The sequence below is a fragment of the Glycomyces sp. NPDC050141 genome, assembly GCF_055586545.1.
In genome coordinates this window covers 181,044-200,763 of record NZ_JBVJHZ010000002.1, presented here as the reverse complement: position 1 = coordinate 200,763, position 19,720 = coordinate 181,044, and the positions used below count along the sequence as shown (strand labels likewise).

Here is a 19,720-nt window from a genome sequence, read left to right as displayed (position 1 = left end):
GCGGCCCGGGGCTTTCCGCCCCGGGCCGCTCTTCTCGCTTCTACGCGTCGCGCTTCTTGAACAGCGTCCACGCCGCCGCGATGATCACCGCAGCGAACACCGCGAACACCGCACCAGAACCCCAGCGGCCGAAGTAGTCGAAGTCCGGCATCCCCGGACCCGTCATCGCCGTCAAGTCCACCGCCATCAGCCGCGCACCCGACGAGAACGGCAGGAACTTCACCACCGGCACCAGCCAGTCCGCCGCGGGCAGGAACGACAGGCCGAAGATCAGGTTCTCGATGATCAACGGCGCCAAGAAGATCACCACCAGCGCCGACGGCACGCCCCGGAACAGCAGCCCCAGGCCGAGGCCCGACAGCGTGTAGATCAGCGTGTACACGATGTACCCGATCAGCGCCGACCGCAGCGGGTCCTCGAACAGGCCCGGCACATCGCCCCAGAAGATCAAGAGCGTCAACGCGTTCAACGCCAGCGAGAACACCGTCACCGCCACCGTCACCGCCGACACGACCAGGATCTTCGCCGCGATCAACCGCGACCGCTGCGGGAACGCCGTCAGCGTCGGCTGGATCGTCCCGTGCCGGTACTCGTGACCGGTCGCGAAGATCCCGATGATCGCCATGAACACCGCCAGGAACGGGATGCCGAACGCGGCACCGCCGTTCAACCCGGCCGCCGCCGTCACCTGGTCCAGCGGCTGGTCCGACACCGCGATCCCCGCGATCACCGGAATCGCCAGCGCCGCAAGCACGCCGATACCGGCCAGCCAGTACGTGGACCGGAGCGTCGTCAGGCGCGTCCACTCGTAACGAAGGGCGTCAAGCATTGTCGGCACCGCCGGTCTGGGTAGCAGGGGACTGGACCGGGCCGCCCAGCGGCTCGGCGGCGACGAACTCCTCGGACGAGCCCGTCGCGGACATGAACGCCTCCTCGAGCGAGGCGGAGCGCGTCGAAAGCTCCGACAGCTCGACGTTCGATGTGAACGCCAGGTGCCCGACCGCGCCGATCTCCATGCCGGAGACCACGAGCTCGCCGTCCTTGCCTTGGGCGACTTGGGCACCCGCGCCTTCGAGCGCGGTCGTGAACCCCTCCGCGCTCGGACTGCGGACGATCACCGTTGACTGCGTGAACTCGCGCACGAACCGGTCCACGTCGCCGTTGAAGATCATCGTGCCCCGGCCGATCACCACCAGCTCGTCGGCCATCAACTGCATCTCCGACAAGAGGTGGCTCGACACGAAGATCGTGCGGCCCTGCGAAGCCAGGTGCTTCAGCATGTCGCGCATCCAGTGGATGCCGTGAGGGTCGAGGCCGTTCGTCGGCTCGTCCAGCAGCAGAATCCCCGGGTCGCCCAGCAGCGCCTGCGCGAGCCCGAGCCGCTGCGCCATGCCCAGCGAGTAGCCCTTCGGCTTCTTCCGCTTCACCGAACCGAGGCCGACCAGCTCCATCACTTCGTCCACCCGCTTGTCGCCGACGCCGTTGGCGCTGGCGAGCATCCGCAGGTGGTTGCGGGCCGAACGGGTCGGGTGGAACGGCTTCGCCTCCAGGAGGGTGCCGACCTTGTTCATGGGGCGGCGGATGTCGGTGAACGACTCGCCGTCGAAGAGGGTCTCGCCCTCGCCGTGGTCGAGGCCGAGCATCAGGCGCATCGTCGTCGACTTCCCGGAGCCGTTGGGCCCCAGGAAACCGGTGACGACGCCCGGCCGCACCTCGAAGGAGAGCTGGTTGACGGCCACGGTCTTGCGATAGCGCTTGAACAGGCCCTTCGCGGTGATCACATGTGGCTCCGATCGTTAGGGGGTGGGGACGGGATCAGCCTAAGCGGGCAGCGCCCGCAGCGCGTCTGCTTCCGGACGGATTTCCGGCTCATGCCCGAGGAGGAGCCCCCCGGGCCGGGCAGTACCGGGGTACTACCCGCCGCCCCTGCCCCCGAACTCCCGTTCACACGGGGTTGACACACGGGCCCAGGCGCGCTAGAGCGGCGCCCGCGTTGTTTAGACTTGTCGGGTGAGCCTGCGACTGTACGACACCGGCACCCGATCCGTCCTCGACTTCCAGCCCCGGAAGCCCGGCGAAGTCGGCGTGTACCTGTGCGGCCTCACCGTGCAAGGCCCCCCGCACATCGGGCACCTCCGCTCCGGCGTCTCCTACGACGTGCTCATCCGGTGGCTGCGCCGCAGCGGCTACAAGGTCACCTACGTGCGCAACGTCACCGACATCGACGACAAGATCCTCGTCCGCGGCGAGGAGCAGGGCCGCCCGTGGTGGTCCATCGCCTACGCGAACGAAGTGGTCCTCGCCAACGCCTACGCGGCCCTCGGCGCCGAGCCGCCCACGTACGAGCCGCGCGCGACCGGGCACATCACCCAGATGATCGACCTCATCTCCGAGCTCATCGAGCGCGGGCACGCGTACGTCACCGGCGCGGGCGACGTCTGGTTCGACGTCTCCTCCTGGCCCGAGTACGGCAGCCTCTCCCACCGCCGCCCCGAGGACATGCTCTCCAGCCCCGAGCCGGGCGCGAAGCGCGACTCCCGCGACTTCGGCCTCTGGAAGGCCCACAAGCCCGGCGAGCCCGAGGACGCCGCCTGGACCTCCCCGTGGGGCCCCGGCCGCCCCGGCTGGCACATCGAGTGCTCCGCGATGGCCCGCCGCTACCTCGGCGACGGCTTCGACATCCACGGCGGCGGCACCGACATCATGTTCCCCCACCACGAGAACGAGCTCGCCCAGTCGACCGCCGCGGGGCTCCCGTTCGCCAAGTACTGGGTGCACAACGGCATGCTCAACCTCGCGGGCACCAAGATGTCGAAGTCCCTGGGCAACACGCTGTCCATCGCGGCCCTCAACGAGAAGGGCTTCAGCGCCGCCGCCATCCGCTACTACCTCACGAGCGTCCACTACCGGTCCGCCGTCGACTTCTCCGAGGACGCCCTCGGCGAGGCCCGGGCCGCCTGGGACCGCCTGTCGAACTTCGTGCACCGCGCCGCCGAGTCCCTCGGCACCGAGGCCACCATCGGCGGCGTCATGTGCTCCGAATTCCTCGTCGCCATGGATGACGACTTGAACACACCCGCGGCCATCGCCGCGATCCACGACATGGCGCGCGAGGGCAACGCCGCCCTTGACGCGGGGAACGACACGGCCGCGACCAGCATCGCGGGCGGTGTGCGAGCTATGCTCGACCAGCTCGGCCTCGACCCGCTCGACCCGCACTGGGACGACCCGGGGGACGCGAAGCTGACCGGCGCGGTCGACGCGCTGGTGAAGCTCGCGCTCGAACAGCGCGCCGAGGCCAGGGCCCGCAAGGACTACGCGGCTGCCGACCGCATCCGCGACGAACTCAGCGATGCCGGCATCACCGTCAAGGACACCCCTCGCGGTCCCGTGTGGACAGTGAACTAGCGCGTCCGCATCGAGGCGAAGCCGCCGACCACGACCGAGACCTGGGGAACCGAGACCGATGAGCACCAAGGGTGGACACCCGAACCGCCGCAAGACCTCCAAAGCAGGGCCGAAGATCGGCTCCGGCGGCGGCAAGAAGGGCCTGGCCGGGCACGGCCGCACCCTCAAGGCCGAGGACCGCCCCTGGCACAAGGAGTACCAGGGCGACGACAAGCCCCGCAAGACCCAGTGGAAGCAGTCCAAGGAGCGTGCCAAGGCCGCTTCCGAGGGCCGCACCACCAACATCGGCAAGGCCCGCCCGACCAACCGCGCCCAGACCCGCCGCCGCGACGACGAGCCCGAACTCATCCTCGGCCGCAACCCCGTCCTGGAGGCCCTGCGCGCGAAAGTGCCCGCGACCGCGCTCTACGTGGCGTTCGGCACCGAGCTCGACGACCGCGTCGCCGAGTCCGTGCGCCTGGCCGGGAACCGCGACCTCCCCATCAAGGAACTCGCCCGCCGCGACCTCGACCGCCGCACCAACAACGCCCTCCACCAGGGCATCGGCCTCCAGATCGAGCCGTACCAGTACTCGGAGTTCGAGGACCTGCTGCGTATCAGCCAGACCTCGGGCACCGCGCCGCTCCTGGTCGCGCTCGACGGCGTCACCGACCCGCGCAACCTCGGCGCGATCATCCGCTCCGCCGCCGCGTTCGGCGGGCACGGGCTCATCATCCCGTCCAAGCGCGCCGCCTCCGTGACGGCCGTCGCCTGGCGCACCAGCGCCGGGGCCGCCGCCCGCCTGCCCGTCGCCAAGGTCGTCAACCTCACCCGCACGATCCAGGCCTGCCAGCAGGCCGGGTTCATGACCGTCGCCCTCGACGGCGGCGGCGATGTCGACGTCTTCGACCTGCCGGTCGCGAACGACCCGCTGCTCATCGTCGTCGGCGACGAAGGCAAGGGCGTCTCCCGGCTCGTCGCCGAGACCTGCGACCACCGCGCGGGCATCCCGATCTCCGGCGAGGTGGAGTCGCTCAACGCCTCCGTCGCCGCCTCGATCGCGCTCGCCGAGGTCCAGCGCCAGCGCCGCTAGGCAGCGCCGCTACGCCTCGCCCGGAAAGGGCCCCTGTGTCCCGCCTCACGCGCGGGCATCGGCGGCCTGGAATTGTCGTACCCCCGATGCAGGGTTGTTGACTGTGCCAATCTACGGCTCGCAAGCTTCGCCGAGGCCGGGCTCGAAATCCGCCAGACGACCGGTGTTCGCCGTGCCCGCCGGACACCGGTCCCGCCGACCACAAACGGTCATCCCGTGACCGCGCGATTCGCCGCGTCGGACTAACCTGGAACGACCCTGCATCCCCTACCGCCCCCAGGAGCTGCGACCACATGCCGGCTGAATACCTCCTGAGCGTCGACCTCGGCACCTCCCACACCGTGGCGATGCTGGTCTGGCCCGACGGCCGCACCCGGCCGCTGCTGTTCGACGGCTCCCCGGTGATGCCCTCGGCCGTGTTCCTCGACCCCGGCGGCACCATCCACACCGGACGCGACGCCGAACGGCTCGCGCTCACCGCCCCCGAGCGGTTCGAGCCGAACCCCAAGCAGCGCATCGGCGACGGCACGCTCCTCCTCGGCGACCGCGAGGTCCCCGTCGCCGCCGCGCTCGCCGCGATCCTCGGCCGGGTCGCCCGCACCGCCGTCGAATCCGTAGGGCACCTGCCGAACACGGTCCTCACCTGCCCGGCCGCCTGGAGCGAGCAGCGCCGCGCCACGCTGCACGACGCGGCCGCGAAAGCCGGGTACCGGCCCGTCAAGATCCTCACCGAACCCGTTGCGGCGGCGCATTACTACACGTCGCGCCTGTCCCACCCGCTGCGCCCGGGCCAGGCCCTCGCGGTCTTCGACTTCGGCGGCGGCACCCTCGACATCGCCGTCCTCGAACGCCGCCAGGACGGCTCCTTCGGCGTCCTCGCCGACGGCGGCCTGCCCGACCTCGGCGGCCTCGACTTCGACGCCGCGCTCGTCGCCCACATCGGCGACACGGTGAAGCAGCGCGAGCCCGACATCTGGAAGCGCCTCGAGAACCCCAGCGGCGCTTCGGAAATGCGCAACCGCCGCGAACTGTGGGAAGAGGTGCGCGCCGCCAAGGAGATGCTGTCGCGCTCCTCCGTCGCGCCCGTGACCGTGCCCGACATGGCCCAGTCCCTGCACCTCACGCGCGGCGAGCTCGACCAGATCTCCCGCCCGCTCCTGGCCCGCGCCGTCGCCGAGACCCAGCGCGTCTTCGGCCTCACGGGCCGCCGCCCCGAGCACCTCGCGGGCCTGTTCCTCGTGGGCGGCTCCAGCCGGATGCCCATGGTGTCCAAGATGCTCCACGAAGGACTCGGCATCGCGCCCACGGTCCTGGAGCAGCCCGAACTGCCCGTCAGCGAGGGCGCGGCCCTGGCGTTCGCGAGCCCCGCGCCCGTCACGCCCCCGGCCCAGATCCCCCCGACCCCGCCGCAGCACCCGACGGCCCCGCACCTGACCGGTTCGGGCAGCCTGCCGCCGGTCACGCCGGGCACCGACGAGACGATCACCCTGCGCCGCGGCGAACCCGACAAGCCCAAGCGGAAGATCCCTCCGAAGTGGATCGCCATCGCGGCCGCCGTCGCGGTCCTCGCGATCGTGCTGCCGATCGGCTGGTTCTGGCTCACCAACCCGTACAAGCAGCAGCCGTTCGACGAGGAGCTCGCCCCCGTCGGCGACGCCGTCCCGTACGCGGCCGAGACCGACGACGGGGTCTTCCAGGTGCGCTCCTGGGAGGACCGCACGGTGTTCTTCTACACCACCGCCTCGACCCACACCACGGGCCAGGAACTCCACGTGCGCGCCGTCGACAACACCACCGGCGAGGCATTGTGGAGTGATGACGCGGTCTTCCCCGGTGACGGCTGGGAAGACGAGTACTACGTCTCGGGCGAGCTCATCGCCTTCCCGCAGTGGATCGAGGCCGACGACGCGTTCGAGTTCCGCTTCCTCGACTGGGACTCAGGGGAAGTGCGCAACACCGCCACCAGCCCCGGCCTCCTGGCCGCCCGCTCGGGCGACCAGCTCGTGATCGCCCAGCTCGGCGGCAACGTCTTCGACGTGTACGACGCCACCGGCAAGAAGGCCGCGACCTGGGAGGTCGGGAACGTCGAGGAGGGGACCGCCCTCGCCGCCTGGGACCTCGTCGGCACCCCCGACGACCTCGGATCGCCCGCGCTGCGCGCCAACGGCAACGGCCGCGTCTGGGCCGTCACGAGCGACAACGTCGCCCACGTCTACGAGCTCGAGACCGGGGGACTGGTGGCCGAGAAGGAGGTCGAGACCGCCGAGGACCTGTACTTCGGCTGGGACAACCTCTTGTACGTGGCCGCCGACAAGGAGACCGGCTACGGCCTCAACGTCTACGACATGGACGACGGACTGTCCCGAGTGGACGAGGAGTCCGTCGACTCGGACACGCCCGCGCCCGACCTCCTCAAGGCCTGCGGCGAAGCGCGCGTGTGCGTGCGCGAACCCGTCGAGGCCGCGACCGACGTCTACACCTGGCAGGTCTACGACGCCGACAGGAAGAAGATCGTCCACACCTTCGACGACCGCGAGTACCGCCACATCGAGCCGCTCGGCGACCGCCTCATGGTCGAGCACTACGAAGGCGACAACGTGCGCACCCAGATCTACGACAAGGGCTTCGACACGGTCGACAACGACGTCGACGACCAGGACTTCACCGCCGTCGACGGCGGCAGCGCCCTCACCTGGCCCGCCGCGTCCGGCTTCAGCACCGCCACCGGCAACGTCATCGGCCTCGGCCGCGACGGCACCCGCACCTCGCTGCGCACCGACCTCGAGGTCTACGCGTGCGACGCCACCGAGACCCGCCTCGCCTGCTTCACTGTCGAAGGCACGCAGGTCTTCTCGTTCAGGGACGCCTAGGCGGCCGAGCCGCTGCGGCGGCGCAGCCACCACAGGACCTGCAGCAGCGCGCCGAGCGCGGGCAGCCCCAGGAACGTCCAGGCGAACAGCTCGTCCTTGGTGATGAAGTCGATCCCGGGGTAGTACGAGGTGTCGGAGTAGAGCACGCGCAGCCCGATCCCGAGGATCACGCAGGCGAGCGCGGCCGCCCCGTACGCGATCCGCCGCCCCGGCAGCGGCCACGCGGCGGCGGCGAACACCGCCGCGGCCGCGAAGTAGATGAGCATGAACGCGACCGGCGCAGGGCCGTCGTTGCCGAGCATGTACGCGAGCACCGTGACGTACAGCGAGATCAGCCCGGTCACCAGCGCCCCGCCCTCGGCCAGGTACGTGTCGAGCCGCGGCCTCGGCATCCGCCACGACGCCCACAGCAGCCACGGCGCGGGCGCCGCCAGCATCACGACCAGCCACACCGTCCTCCCGGGCTCGACGGGCTCCGAGAACAGCCACACGAAAAAGGCCACCAGCCATACCACCGGCGCCGCCGCCCACATCGCGATCGAAGCGGCAGGCCCGTACCGCTCGACGTTCGTCCTCGCACTCACCGCATCAGCTTCCATACCCCCAGTCTCGCAACCCTCCGCCACAATCCCGCTACAAACCCGCGCCGCCGGGCCGCTTCGGGCCACGACGCCGTTCGCGCCAGGGTCGGATAGAATCGTCCCGTCGCGCTGCTGAAGCGGCGTGACCAGCCGGTGTAGCTTTAATTGGCAGAGCAGCTGATTTGTAATCAGCAGGTTGCGGGTTCGAGTCCTGTCACCGGCTCCATTTACTTCTGGGTCGCCTCGGGGCGGCACCATTCGCGGGCGTCCGAGCCCGCCAGCGAGCCGACTAGGGCGAGCGGGATCAGGCAGAGCAGTGCGAGCACCAGCCAGGGGCCGGTGCCGTCCTCGATGAGGTCGAGGGCTGCGGCGATGACCAGCCAGAGGGCGTAGGCCGCGACGAGGGCGAGGGTGGCCCAGCGGGCCCAGTTGCGGTGGTATGAGAATCCGATGTTCAAGGCGGCGTGGACGATCGCGAGGGCGATGACCAGTCCGGCCGTCCACGCCGTGCTTTCCGCTGAGAGGTCCGCGTCGTCGCCCGCGAGTGCGAGGACCGTTCCTGAGCCGAGGTAGAGGGCGGTGGCGGCGGCGGTCCAGAGGATGAGGAGCGAGGCGACGACCTGGTGCGGTGGCCGTGCGGCGCTGTCGGCTTTGGGGCTGTGGCGGCGTGCGTCGCAGTCGCACCAGTCGCGGGCGGGGCGCAGGAGCAGGAGGACGAGGAGCGCGGCGAACAGGAGGGTGCCCGCGGCGCCGGTTCCGGCGTTGAGCGGGGCTCCGGCGAGGATCGCGGCGGCGAGGGCGATCGCGGCCGCGATGACGACGACGCGGCGGGCCCAGTCGCGGCCGCTGCGGAGTTTGAGCGCGAGGAGTCCGCAGAGGACCGCGATGGCGGCGATGAGGGCCGGTTCGACGAATTCCAGTGGGCTCCAAGGGCCTGCGTAGCGGACGCTCACCTCGAAGCTGGTCGCCACGGCCGCGATGAGGGCGACCCAGGCGGCTGCGGCGGTGAGCGCCCACAGCAGCACGATCGCGGTCATGACCGTGGCGGGCGTGCGGGGTTTCGGAGCCGGTGCCGACGGCTCGGGTTCGGGCGGTTCGGCGTGGTCCATGCTGCGGCTTTCGACGGGCGACGGGGACACTTCCGACGTTAGGACCTCCCGCGCGTCAGCACCACCCGCACGAGCGCCCGTATGTCAGTCCTCCACGGTCGCCGTGCCCGCGACCAGGCCCGCCGCGGCCTCGGCCGCGAGGGCTTCCGCTTCCGCTTCGGCCCGGGCCAGGGCCGACCGGAGGTCTTCGAGGGCGGTGTAGGCCGCGCCGCGGCGGGCCTGGTCGGCGAGGGTCAGGCGCGGGATCTTCACCGAGAGCAGGCGGCGCTTCGCTCCGGTCGCCGTGCGCTTGGTCGCGGTCGGGAGGCGTGCGGTCAGCGCGGCGGCGATCCAGCCGAGATCGACTGTGGGTTCGCAACTCACCGTCCACTGTGTCTCAGTGGCTTCGCTGCGCGAGCCCAGGCGCACCTGCGGTTCCCCTACCGGGTCGACGATCACGCACCGGGCGTCGCCGCCTTCACCCCCTGGGACGATCACGAGGTGCCCGTCCCGTTCGAGGTCCGCCAGGCTCGTCTCCGGGGCGCTCTCCTCCGTGCCGGTCCCGAAGCGCGGCAACGGATGCCGCGCGAGCTCGTCCAGCCTCCCGCCCAGGCCCGAGACGGCCTCCGCGAGGCTCGCGGCGTCCGCCGCGGCACTCGCGAGGTACACGGCGGGGGAGATGTCGACGTCCTCGTCCCACAGGCGCATGAGCGGCACCGTGGTCGAATCGGCCGTCGCGAGCGGCGCGTCGGGCACGGCGGTGAACGACCGCCACGCCTCGGCGAAGTCCCCGCCGCCCGAGACCAGCAGCTGCGTCGTCTCGCCGCGCGGCGTGAGAATCCAGATGTGCGCCTTGGCCTCCGGGTGGTCGACGACCGCCCGCAGCGCCCCCCACCGGAGCAGTTCCGAGCGGATGCGCCGCCCGGTACGGCGGTGCGCGACCTGCGCGGGCATGCGCACGACGGCATGGCCGCCGGGCGCGAGGAGCGCCACGCAGTGCAGGGCCCACGCGAGCTCGGGCTCAGTGCGCGGCGGCGTCCCGTACGCCAGGCGCGGGTCGTCGCCGATGACGTACTGGTTCACGCCGCCGTCCTTGACGTTGAACGGCGGGTCGCACACCACCAGGTCGTACCGTTCGGCCGGGACGGGGTGGAGGAGCGAGTCACCCACTCGCGCAGTCACTTCGGCCTGCTCGTCGAGGAGGCGCAGGCGCTGTCCGGCGATTGCCGCCCGCGGTGCGGACAGGTCTTGTCCACTGAGGATTCGGCACGGGCCGGTGCGGCGGGCCGTCTCGGCGAGGAGGTCGCCTTCGTCGCAGGCCGGGTCGTGGACCGAGGGGTTCGCGATGTTCTCGGCGACGACGGCGGCGATGTCGGCCAGCGGTGCGATCCCCGGCGGCACGCCGGTCCCGGCGGCCTCGCGGGCGCGTTCGATGAAGAACTCGAAGAGCGCCGAGGCGGGCGTCTCGCGCCGCAAGTCCTTGAGCTCCTTGGCGATCGCGGGATCGCCGTCGCCGCCGAAGGCGGCCGCGACCGCGCCGAGCGTGGCCTCCGCGGTGGGGTGGGACCCGGCGAGGGCGAACCAGAGCCGGTCGGCGCCGGTGACGTGCAGTGCCCGGCCGTGCCGCTCGGCCCACTGCTCCAGCTCGTGCAGCGAGAACCGCGAGCGCCGGGCCGATTCGTCGACGGGCGCGGGGAAGTCGGTCTCGCGGCGGCGCCAGTTGCTGACGGCGTTGCGGCCGACGCCCGCGAGTCGGGCGAGGTCGGTCAGCGTGATGGTCTCGCCGGAACCGGCGTCACGGGTGGTCATGGGGCTCCCCTGTCTGGATTTATCGAATCGTAACCCACCCCGCGTTGCGGAGGCTCGACACAGTCTACTAATCTCGTGAAGTGAGTTCACAAGATCTGAACTACGAACACCACTCCACAGAAGGTTGATCATGAACATCGAATTCCCCGAGATCTCGAAGCGCCTCCTCGCCGCCTCCGGCGCCGGCCTCATCGCCCTCGCGGCCCTCTCCGCCTGCGGCACCGAGGACACGGGCTCGGGTGACACCTCCAACGCCGCTGAGGCCGACGCGGCGGCCGATGAAGAGGCCCCCGCGGGCGGCGAAGGCACCAGCCCCGAGTCCCCGCTCGCCGCCAGGTCCACTCTGGAGATCGGCGACTGGTCCGTCACCGCCTCCGAGGCCACCCTCGACGCGACCGACGCGATCCTCGCGGCCGACGAGTACAACACCGCCCCCGCCGACGGCTTCCAGCAGAGCCTCGTCACCCTCGACGGCACCTACAACGGCACCGAGACCGGCTCGCTGTGGTTCGACGTGACCTTCGGCGTCTGGGCCGACGGCACCTTCTACGACAGCATCGAGTGCATGAACACGGTCGAGAACCAGATCACCCTCGTCCCCGACGTCTCCGGCGGCGGCACCTCCACGGGCTCGGCCTGCGTCGAGGTCCCGGCGGGAGCCGACCAGTACCTCCTCTACTTCGAGGACATCCTCAGCCTCGACGGCACCCAGTACTTCGTCGAGATCGGCTGAGGCCCGCAGGCCGGAGGGCGCGGCGACCATTGGGCGGAACCCGCGTCCTCCTTTGCGCCACAAGGGATCTGACGAAACAGTTGGGTTTCCTTGCGGCTTGACCCAATTGCAACCATTGTGATCCTCGCCATGGATGCTGGACGGTCACTGAGTGAACAACGAGAAATACCAGGTCAAGCGCGTGGCGAGCGGCGTCGTAGCGGTCCCTGCCGTCTCAGTAGTTGAGTCTCTCCCATATCGTCGCGCTGAATTCCCTAGCACCGCCCCACCCGATCGGCGGTGACCCACAGAAAGCAGCTCATGAACCTCAACTCCGAGACCTTCGGTCCCATCCGTCGACTCCTCGCCGTCGGCGGCGTCGCCCTCGCGGGCAGCGTCGCCCTCTCCGGCTGCGGCATCCTCGAAGAGGCCGCCTCCGACTCCGGCAGCGACACCGAGGTCAGCTCCGACCAGGTCGACGCTGTGGCGGAAGCCAAGGCCGGCGACTGCCTCCCCGAAGAGATGATCAGCGCCGACCCGTCCGTCTTCGCCGTCGACTGCTCCGACCCGGCCGCGTTCTGGACCATCACCGCGATCGAGGCCGACCCGGCCGTCACCGCCACCGCGGACGGCACCGGCGTCGAGGACCCCCAGCCGATCTACGACCTGTGCGGCGAGACCGTGGGCGCGCAGATCCCGGGCGCGACCTGGACCGACTGGTCCATGATCTACGACCAGACCACGTACGCGGTCGACTACGTCTTCTGCGTCGAGGCCAACGGCATCCCCAGCTCTGAGGGCGTCACCCCGGTCGTTCCCGCCAACGCGGGCGAGTGCACCCTGACCGCCACCGCGCAGTGGAACTTCGGCACCATCGACTGCGCCGCGGGCGACGCCGCGATCACCAGCGTCATCGACATCCCGCAGGCCGAGTGGACGACCGCCGACGTCGACGCCCTCGCCATGGAGTGCACCGGCTCCTCGTACTACCCGGCCGAGGACCAGTTCGGCCGCACCGCTTCGGTGTTCTGCCTCGAGTAGGACCCCGCCCGGCTCCGGCCGGGACTAGCGCGCTCTCGTAGCGCGCGAGAAGCAGCAAGGCCCCGAGACCTGGTCTCGGGGCCTTTTCGCTTGCTCCGCTTACGGAATGAAGACGCAGTACTCGCGCAGGTGGTGCTCGAACGTCGGGCTGATCTCGATCACGAGCATCACCTCGCCGAGGCTGCCGAACGGCCCCGACTGCTCGACCCAGTCCTGGATCTGCCGCGCGCTGCGCTCGGTGACGCCGGGCAGGGACATGAGCACCCGCAGCGGGGCGTGGTTCAGGTCGACCAGGCCGCCGTCGTCGAACTGGCGCGGCAGGTCGGGGCGCCCGATGCCGAGCCGCTTGGCCAGCATGGGATCGGCTTCGGCCGTGCGGCGGGCCTGGTCGCGCAGGCGCCGCGCCCGGTCCACGACCTCCATGCTGGACAGCCGCGCCACCGGCACCTGCAGTCGCGCGGGCGGCGCCCATACGGCCGCACGGATCACCAGCAAGTGCGCAGTGGAACCCAACGTGCACAAGGCCATCGACGTGCCGAACAGCGTGAGGGCCCACGTCGGGATCGGGTCGGGGGAGCCGAACACGGCAAAGCAGCTGAGGAGGATCAGCACCGAGTGCGTGACCAGCGCCCACAGCGTCAGGTTGTCGCGGCGCCTGCCGAGCGCCAGGCCGAACATGATCGGCGCGGCGTACCCGCAGGTGAGCAGGGGCGCGAACGCCCAGAGGTAGGAGCCGATCAGGGCGAGGCGGCGGGTCTTGACGTCGGCGGCGGGCGGGGCATACGGACCGAGGGCGGTCATCGAGGAGGACTCCCAGGCGTGGCGGGGGGCGGCACGGGCCACACGGGACCCGCCCCGGGCCCGGCCGGAAGGCCCTGAGGCGCGGTGGACCAGGTCCGCAGCAGCCGTTCGGCTTCGATCGTATCGGCATCGGCAGGGCCGAGCGCCGCGGCCATCTCATGAACCACAGTGGACAGTTCGCGGTGCGCGTCGGGGACCCGGCCCAGGACCGCGAGCAGGTCGGCCGCCACCCGGCGCGACCGCAGCGTGGAGCGGGCCCGTTCGCCCTCCAGTCGCCGCTGCCGTTCGATGACGCGCGTGAGCCCGGTGAGGGCGCTCGCGGCGTTCCCAAGGGCCGCAAGGCATTGCGCCGCGCGCATCTGGCAGTGGAGGGCGAGGGCGGGGTCGGGGCTCTCGAAGTCCTTGGCGAGCGCCCGGAACGCGCTCAAAGCGCCGTTGTAGTCGCCCGCGCCGAAGGCCCGGTCGGCTTCGGCAATGCGCTCGCGCCGGTCCGGCGCGGCCGCGTTGGCGCCCTGCGAGGCGGCGAGCGCCGCGACGTGCGCGGGGGCGAGCGGGGCCCGGAACGGCCAGGTCGGGTCGCCGCAGTCGTGCACGGGCGCAAGGGAGGCGGGCGCGGCGGCGAGGAGCGCGGCGAGGCGCAGGTGCACGGCGGCGGCGTCGGAGCCGCGTTCGGCCGGTTCTTTGGAGAGGAGCCGCGAGACGAGGCCGTCGAGTTCGGCAGGGAGGTCGGGGCGGCGGCGTCGGACGGGGTCGGGGAGCTCCTTGAGGTGGGCGGTCTGCACCTCGTAGGCGGAGCCGCGGTCGGCGAAGAGCCGTTCGCCCGTGGCCATCTCGTAGAGCAGCGCGCCGAGGGCGTAGAGGTCGGCGGCGGGCCCGGCGGGCTGGGCGCGGATCTGCTCGGGGGCCATGTAGTTGAGGGTCCCGGGCTTGTCGCCGGTCATGGTGAGCCGCGAGGCGTCGGGTTCGAGGACGGCGGCGATGCCGAAGTCGACGACGTGGACGAGGCCTTCGGGGCCGACGATGATGTTGGCGGGCTTGAGGTCCCGGTGTACGACCTGCCGGGCGTGGGCGGCGGCGAGCACGGACGCGAGCTGCGCGCCGATGGCGAGGGTCCAGTCGCCGGGGAGCGCGCCGGTCTCGTCGAGGAGGTCGCGCAGGTTGAGGCCGGGCAGGTAGGCCATGACGAGGTAGAGCTCGCCGGTGGCGTCGTCGAGCCCGGCGTCGAAGATGGCGGGGACGCCGGGGTGCTGGATCTGGGCGGTGACGCGGGCTTCGCGGCGGAAGCGGGCGGCGGCCTCGTGCTTCTGGGGCCTGTCAAGGAGGTCGGGTTTGACCACTTTGACGGCGACTTCGCGTTCGAGGTGCAGGTCGAGGCCCTGCCAGACGCGGCCCATGCCGCCGGCGCCGACGGGCCGGACGAGCCGGTACCGGTCGCCGAAGACCTGGGGAGTGCTCACGGTACAAGCATGCCCGGCGTGTCCCGGAAAGCGAAGACCGGACCCTCGGGGAGGTGAGGGTCCGGTCTCCGGGTCGAGGTGTACCGCTGGGGAGACGCCGCCGCGCGGCCGCCGGTTGCCCGGGCGCTTCGGTGATCCGACTCACGGTATGGCCGGAGTTGGCGCCCTCTCGCCCGATCATGCCGGGCCGGTGCGTTCGCTGTCGAAGGGTGTCGAACGCGCGCGGTTACCGGTGGGTTCGATTCGTCCCCGGGGACACTTGCGACTCACGCGCGGTAGGAGTGAAACACCTGCGTAACACGTAGATAGAACCTTAAAGATTTCCTGCGCCCGCGTTGACTCGGAGCTGTGGTGGACGCTACAGTTCTTCACAATCACCCTTCCTAGTGAACGCGCACTCACCCCCTCCGGTGAACCCCAAGTGGTAGGGAGCCCTATGCCGACGGCGATCTCAGACCAGCGAAGCGTTCGACTGCGCACAGTGGACGGTTTCAGCGCGCTCGGCATACCGGCGCCCCCCGCGCAGTTCCCCCTCCCCTTCCCCGCCGGGCAGCTCCCGCGCATGCGGCCCCGCGGCCACGTCGAGGCCCGCGCCGCGATCCTCAACATCGTCCAGGCCCGCGTCTTCGACATGCCCGAGGAACTGGCGATGCGCTGGCTCCTCGACGCGCACGTCCTCGACCACCTCTCCCCGGACGAATGGGGCTTCATCGCCTGCGGCCGAGGCGAACGCGCGCGCTACGCCGACCAGCTCGAGAGCCTCTACACCGTCTCGTGGCTGCTGGGTCTCGTCGACCACCTGGACCCGGCGGTGCCGTGCAGCGAGGAGCTCCCCGAGCTCCTGCCCGACCTGCGGCGCCCGGAGTCCTTCGGGGTCTGGCGGGACCGCCAGCTCACCCCGACGCGCGACCCGGCCGTGATCGCCGAGATGCTCGACCTCTACTACTGCCTCGACTGGGTCTGCGACCAGGCCCGCCGCGCCGGGCAGGCCCCGCCGCGCGGCGTCGACGACAACCTCGTGTGGCACCGCCGCTGGGCCCTGGAGTGGGCCGTGGTCTTCGCCGACGAGCGGCCCGTCCACTGGGACGAAGTGCGGCTGTGAGGCAGACCCGCGTAAGCGGCTGACTATATTCATGGGATGAATTCGACGCCACTGAGCATTGACGCGATCCGCCAGGCCCCCAAGGCCGTGCTCCACGAGCACCTCGACGGCGGCCTGCGCCCCCAGACGATCATCGAGATCGCCGACGAGATCGGCCACACGCTCCCCGCGAACGAGCCCGAGGCCCTGAAGAACTGGTTCTTCGACGCCGCCGACTCCGGCACCCTCGAGCGCTACCTCGAGACCTTCGCGCACACCGTCGCCGTCATGCAGCGCGCCGACGACTGCTTCCGCGTCGCCTCCGAGGCCGCCCAGGACCTCGCCGCCGACGGCGTCGTCTACGCCGAACTCCGCTACGCCCCCGAGCAGCAGCTCCTCTCAGGGCTCGCCCTCGAAGAGGTCGTCGAAGCCACCCTCGCCGGGTTCGAGGAGGGCCAGCGCCTCGCCGCCGCGGCCGGGAACCCGATCACCGTGCGCACGCTCCTGTGCGGGATGCGCCACGCCGACCGGACCCTGGAGATCGCGAAGCTCGCGGTCGCCTTCCGCGACAAGGGCGTCGTCGGGTACGACATCGCGGGCGGCGAGATCGGCAACCCCGCCGAGCGTCACGTCGAGGCGTTCGACTACCTGCGCCGGGAGAACATGCCGTTCACGATCCACGCGGGCGAGTCCAGCGGCCCCGAGTCGATCTGGGGCGCGGTCGCGGTGTGCGGCGCGAACCGCATCGGCCACGGCGTCCAGCTGATCAAGGACATCGACCTCTCCGGCGACGAGGCGAAGCTCTCGGACCTGGCGCACTACATCCGCGACCGCCGTATCGCGCTCGAGGTCGCGCCGTCGTCGAACCTGCAGACCGAGGGCGCCGAATCCATTGAGACGCACCCGATCAAGGCCCTGTACGACCTCGGATTCCGGGTCACGGTGAACAACGACAACCGCCTCCAGAGCCGCACCAGCACCTCCCGCGAGTTCCAGATCCTCTCCGAGACGTTCGGCTGGGGCTGGGCTGAGGTCAAGCGCTGCACGGAGAACGCGATGAAGGCCTCGTTCCTGCACCACCCGGAGCGCCGCCGCGTGATCGAGGAGGTCATCCGGCCCGCGTACGCCGCGCTGGAGTCCGCCGACGCTGAGTAAGCTCGGGTGCATGCACGTTTACACCGCTCCTGTCGTCGTCCCGATCGCGGACGAGCCGGTCCGCGAGGGCGCGGTCGGGGTCGACGACGGGCGGATCGCCTACGTCGGCCCCGCCGCCGACGCCCCCGAGGCCGAGTCGACCACCGCCTTCGAGGGCGTGCTCACCCCCGGGCTCGTCAACGCCCACACGCACTTGTGCTACTCCGCGTTCGCCGACATGTACGGCAACGAGAAGGAGTTCTTCGAGTGGATCCAGGACTTCGCGCGCCGCAACCCCGCGACGGCGGACGAGGCCTGGAAGGCCTCGGTGCAGGCCGGTATCGACGAGTCGGTCGCGCACGGCGTGACCGCGGTGGCCGACATCGTCACGCCCGCAGCGGGTTTCGGGCCGCTGTTCGCCTCCGACCTCGCGGGTGTCGCGTACTGGGAGGCCTGCTTCATCGACGGCACGGGCTGGGAGGCCCGCCGGGCCGCGTGGCGCGAGGTCGTCACCGACTCCCGCGCGGTGAACAACTCTGACGTGGCGGTCGGAATCAGCCCGCACACGCTGTACACGCTGGGCACCGAGGTCGGCAAGAGCCTCGCGGAGCTCGCGCGGACCCTCGACATCCGCCTCCACCCGCACCTGGCCGAGACCATGCACGAGGACATGTTCGTGCGGCGCGGCTCGGGCCCGTTCGCGTTCATGAACCGCAAGGCCGGGCTGGAGCTGGAGATCGCCGACGGCGGCGCGGGGCACTCCCCGGCCGCGCAGATGGAGAAGGTCGGCTGGCTCGGCGCCGATTCCCATGTGGCGCACGGCGTCCACCTCGACAAGGCCGACCGCGAACTGCTGCGGACCCTGGGCACGGCTGTCGCGTTGTGCGCGCGCTCGAACGCCCGCTTGGAAGCGGGTGAGCCGCCCGTCGCGGCGTACCGCGCGGAAGGGAACACGGTCGCGATCGGCACCGACTCGCGCGCGTCCAGCCCTGACCTCGACGTCGCCGCCGAGTGGCCGCTGCTGCGGAAACTGGCGCTGGCGCAAGGGGACGGCGGCGAAGGGCTCAACGAGTGGCTCGTCCGCGCCGCGACTGAAGGCGGCGCGAAGGCGCTCGGGCGAGACGACATCGGCGCTATCAAGGTGGGCAACCGCGCCGACCTGGCCGTGTTCGACGTCGACACCGAGGGCGACCCGTACGCGGCGCTGGTGAACGGCGCGGCCGGGAAGTGCACCGCGACGGTGCTCAAGGGCCGTCTCATTCAGCGGTAGCCCGTCCCATTGGCCGGAAGACCCTGAATAACGCTTCGATCTCGGCGCTTGTCGATCGGCGCTGCGTCCGCAATGCTGAATGAGGCCTGAACGCGGGCTGAACGACTTTCTGCACCGGAGAGGTCCGCCTCTCTGTGTATCCCCTGGAGAAGGCGGGGCGCGCACGCGCGCCCCGCCGATTTTTTTATCTCGGACACTGATACCGAAACCGGTGCAACCTGCGGTTTTCCGACGAACGCATACGAGTGCGTCGCTCCCTGTGACAACCGGCACCCCGTTGCTATCGGATGGGTTACACGGGATAACGGTTCGGTTTCATAGATCGACATCACAGCTTCCATGCGTCAATGTGGTGCTGTAGCGCAGACCGCACTCGGGGGATCTCTCAGCGTCATCCCAGCCGGTCTCCTCACCGAGGAAGCGCTATCGGACCGAAGACGACGAGGAGGCGACGATGCACCGCACACCCGCGAACCGCCCCGCGTCTTCCGTTGCGCCCCAGGTTCACTCCCCAGACTCCCTTCCGGGCGAGCGCGCGGCCGTACCCTGCTCCCTCATGGCCGCCCGCGCCGCGTTACCCCGCGCGCGCCCGATATAACCCCTTGATCCGCCGGGGCCCACACCGACAGGGCTCCGGCGGATTTTCTGTTTCCCGTGTGCAAGGCTGTGTTCGTGATGGAGTCGAACGAAGCGAATACCCCGCGTAAAGAACCCGGCCGCATCGCCGCGATGTTCGATCGGGTCGCGCCGGGGTACGACCGCACCAACACCGTGATGGTCGCCGGGCAGGACAAGCGGTGGCGCAAGGCCGTCCGCGAGGCCCTGAGCCTCCAGCCGGGCGAGCGCTGCCTCGACCTCGGCGCGGGCACCGGCGTCTCCACCGCCGAGCTCGCCAAGTCCGGTGCGGACGTCCTCGGCGTCGACTTCTCGCTCGAGATGCTCAAGCACCACCAGGACCGGCAGGTCCCGCTGGTGAACGCCGACGCGCTGCGCCTGCCGTTCGCCGACGACGCGTTCAACGCCGTCACCGGCTCCTTCTTCATCCGCAACGTCGTCGACCTCGACGCGTGCCTCACCGAGATCCGCCGCGTCCTGGCCCCCGGCGGCCGCATGGTCCTGTGCGAGGTCTCCAAGCCGGTCTGGAAGCCCTACCGCAAGGCCCACGGCGTCTTCGTCAAGCACGTCCTCCCGAAGGTCGCCTCCCGCGTGGCCTCCGACCCCGAGGCGTACCAGTACCTCTCGGAGTCGACGATGGCCTGGCCCGACCAGGCCGAGTTCGCCGACCGCATCGTCAAGGCGGGCTTCCGGAAGGTCGCCTGGCGCAACCTCGCCGGCGGCGCCGTCGCCATGCACCGCGGTTTTAAGTAGGAAGCGCAGTAAATAAGAAGGAGCGCCG

Annotated in this window: 16 protein-coding genes and 1 tRNA gene; 10 read left to right on the top strand and 7 right to left on the bottom strand. The window is 70.7% G+C overall.

Going from position 1 to position 19,720, the window contains the following annotated elements; translation table 11 throughout:
• Positions 1–40 precede the first annotated feature (40 nt).
• Both ACZ60M_RS02225 and ACZ60M_RS02220 read right to left on the bottom strand, forming a co-directional pair.
• Positions 41–829, bottom strand: a complete 789-nt coding sequence (locus ACZ60M_RS02225) for a hypothetical protein (RefSeq protein WP_465413821.1) — start codon at positions 827–829, stop codon at positions 41–43.
• The gene (locus ACZ60M_RS02220) at positions 822–1,781 is read right to left on the bottom strand and encodes an ATP-binding cassette domain-containing protein (RefSeq protein WP_465413819.1); all 960 of its coding nucleotides are present in this window, start codon (positions 1,779–1,781) and stop codon (positions 822–824) included. The genes ACZ60M_RS02225 and ACZ60M_RS02220 overlap by 8 nt, the downstream gene beginning before the upstream one ends.
• A 229-nt stretch (positions 1,782–2,010) precedes the next feature.
• On the opposite strand from ACZ60M_RS02220, the gene cysS reads away from it, so the two are divergent.
• From cysS to ACZ60M_RS02205, 3 genes are all read left to right on the top strand, one after another.
• On the top strand, positions 2,011–3,408 hold the full coding sequence (cysS, locus tag ACZ60M_RS02215) for a cysteine--tRNA ligase (RefSeq protein ID WP_465413817.1): 1,398 nt from the start codon (positions 2,011–2,013) through the stop codon (positions 3,406–3,408).
• Between the two features lie 58 nt (positions 3,409–3,466).
• Positions 3,467–4,480, top strand: a complete 1,014-nt coding sequence (gene rlmB / locus ACZ60M_RS02210; protein WP_465413816.1) for a 23S rRNA (guanosine(2251)-2'-O)-methyltransferase RlmB — start codon at positions 3,467–3,469, stop codon at positions 4,478–4,480.
• Positions 4,481–4,773: 293 nt separating this feature from the next.
• Positions 4,774–7,350, top strand: coding sequence for an Hsp70 family protein (locus ACZ60M_RS02205; RefSeq protein WP_465413815.1), 2,577 nt, complete (start codon positions 4,774–4,776; stop codon positions 7,348–7,350).
• Here ACZ60M_RS02205 and ACZ60M_RS02200 read toward each other — a convergent pair.
• Positions 7,347–7,949 carry a hypothetical protein gene (locus ACZ60M_RS02200; RefSeq protein WP_465413813.1) on the bottom strand — a complete coding sequence of 201 codons (603 nt, stop codon included), beginning with the start codon at positions 7,947–7,949 and terminating at the stop codon, positions 7,347–7,349. The genes ACZ60M_RS02205 and ACZ60M_RS02200 overlap by 4 nt on opposite strands.
• Before the next feature lie 131 nt (positions 7,950–8,080).
• Between ACZ60M_RS02200 and ACZ60M_RS02195 the strand changes: the two genes are divergently transcribed.
• Positions 8,081–8,157 (top strand) — tRNA-Thr (locus tag ACZ60M_RS02195).
• Between the two features lies 1 nt (position 8,158).
• Here the strand turns inward: ACZ60M_RS02195 and ACZ60M_RS02190 are convergent.
• Together ACZ60M_RS02190 and ACZ60M_RS02185 are read right to left on the bottom strand one after the other, a co-directional pair.
• Positions 8,159–9,040 carry a hypothetical protein gene (locus ACZ60M_RS02190; RefSeq protein ID WP_465413811.1) on the bottom strand — a complete coding sequence of 294 codons (882 nt, stop codon included), beginning with the start codon at positions 9,038–9,040 and terminating at the stop codon, positions 8,159–8,161.
• 84 nt (positions 9,041–9,124) lie between these two features.
• Positions 9,125–10,828, bottom strand: coding sequence for an N-6 DNA methylase (locus tag ACZ60M_RS02185; protein WP_465413809.1), 1,704 nt, complete (start codon positions 10,826–10,828; stop codon positions 9,125–9,127).
• 130 nt (positions 10,829–10,958) lie between these two features.
• Between ACZ60M_RS02185 and ACZ60M_RS02180 the strand changes: the two genes are divergently transcribed.
• Positions 10,959–11,561, top strand: coding sequence for a hypothetical protein (locus ACZ60M_RS02180; protein ID WP_465413807.1), 603 nt, complete (start codon positions 10,959–10,961; stop codon positions 11,559–11,561).
• Between the two features lie 300 nt (positions 11,562–11,861).
• Positions 11,862–12,581, top strand: coding sequence for a hypothetical protein (locus ACZ60M_RS02175; protein ID WP_465413805.1), 720 nt, complete (start codon positions 11,862–11,864; stop codon positions 12,579–12,581).
• A 99-nt stretch (positions 12,582–12,680) separates the two neighbouring features.
• On the opposite strand, the gene ACZ60M_RS02170 is transcribed toward ACZ60M_RS02175, so the two are convergent.
• Positions 12,681–13,382 (bottom strand): ComEA family DNA-binding protein, encoded by a 702-nt coding sequence (locus ACZ60M_RS02170; protein ID WP_465413803.1) that lies wholly within the window; start codon positions 13,380–13,382, stop codon positions 12,681–12,683.
• On the bottom strand, positions 13,379–14,839 hold the full coding sequence (locus ACZ60M_RS02165) for a protein kinase domain-containing protein (RefSeq protein ID WP_465413801.1): 1,461 nt from the start codon (positions 14,837–14,839) through the stop codon (positions 13,379–13,381). The genes ACZ60M_RS02170 and ACZ60M_RS02165 overlap by 4 nt, the downstream gene beginning before the upstream one ends.
• Positions 14,840–15,320: 481 nt before the next feature.
• On the opposite strand from ACZ60M_RS02165, the gene ACZ60M_RS02160 reads away from it, so the two are divergent.
• The 4 genes from ACZ60M_RS02160 to ACZ60M_RS02145 all read left to right on the top strand — a co-directional run bounded on the left by ACZ60M_RS02160 (position 15,321) and on the right by ACZ60M_RS02145 (position 19,692).
• A complete protein-coding gene (locus tag ACZ60M_RS02160) occupies positions 15,321–15,941 on the top strand; it encodes a DUF4272 domain-containing protein (RefSeq protein WP_465413799.1) in 621 nt (206 codons plus the stop codon).
• A gap of 36 nt (positions 15,942–15,977) precedes the next feature.
• Positions 15,978–17,075, top strand: a complete 1,098-nt coding sequence (locus ACZ60M_RS02155) for an adenosine deaminase (protein WP_465413797.1) — start codon at positions 15,978–15,980, stop codon at positions 17,073–17,075.
• 10 nt (positions 17,076–17,085) lie between these two features.
• Positions 17,086–18,324: an amidohydrolase family protein gene (locus ACZ60M_RS02150; protein WP_465413795.1), complete on the top strand. Its 1,239-nt coding sequence runs from the start codon at positions 17,086–17,088 to the stop codon at positions 18,322–18,324.
• A 675-nt stretch (positions 18,325–18,999) separates the two neighbouring features.
• Positions 19,000–19,692 (top strand): class I SAM-dependent methyltransferase, encoded by a 693-nt coding sequence (locus ACZ60M_RS02145; RefSeq protein WP_465413862.1) that lies wholly within the window; start codon positions 19,000–19,002, stop codon positions 19,690–19,692.
• The last annotated feature ends 28 nt before the right edge of the window (positions 19,693–19,720 follow it).